The 364-nt window shown below is 45.3% G+C and carries 1 protein-coding gene; it reads right to left on the bottom strand.

Features of this window, described 5'->3' with window-relative positions; all coding sequences use genetic code 11:
• Positions 1–364, bottom strand: a 364-nt coding sequence (locus AB4496_RS12620) for a FadR/GntR family transcriptional regulator (RefSeq protein ID WP_372131073.1), incomplete at both ends; no start/stop codon positions are given.

Raw genomic sequence — 364 nt, 5'->3', positions numbered from 1 at the left:
TTTTGGTTTTCATCATCAAGTAAAGCTTGAGAGGCTATTCGAGCCTGATTCGCATTGCCTGACATAATCGCATCGTATATCGCTTTGTGCTCTTCTAAACAGAAGCGACCGCCTTCGGCAGAGTGGTCGATAAACTGTTTGAAAATCGTCGACAGAATGTTCGCGAACGGAATGTAAAACTGGTTACCCGTCGATAAGAAAATCGTTTGGTGAAACAGATGATCGTTGGTTGTCCACTCTTGGTAATCAAAGCCGTTTGCGGCAATGGTCATCTTTTGGAAAAGGATCGAAAGCTCTTTGCGTTGCTCTACCGTAGCGTTGGATGCTGCAAGCGCACACGCTTCTGGGTCAATCGCTTTTCTTA

It is taken from the genome of Vibrio sp. 10N.222.46.A1 (assembly GCF_041473595.1).
In the GTDB taxonomy this organism is placed as follows: Bacteria; Pseudomonadota; Gammaproteobacteria; order Enterobacterales; family Vibrionaceae; genus Vibrio; species Vibrio tasmaniensis_A.
Note: the sequence above shows the minus strand (reverse complement) of the source record. Positions and strands in the feature narration are given on the sequence as shown.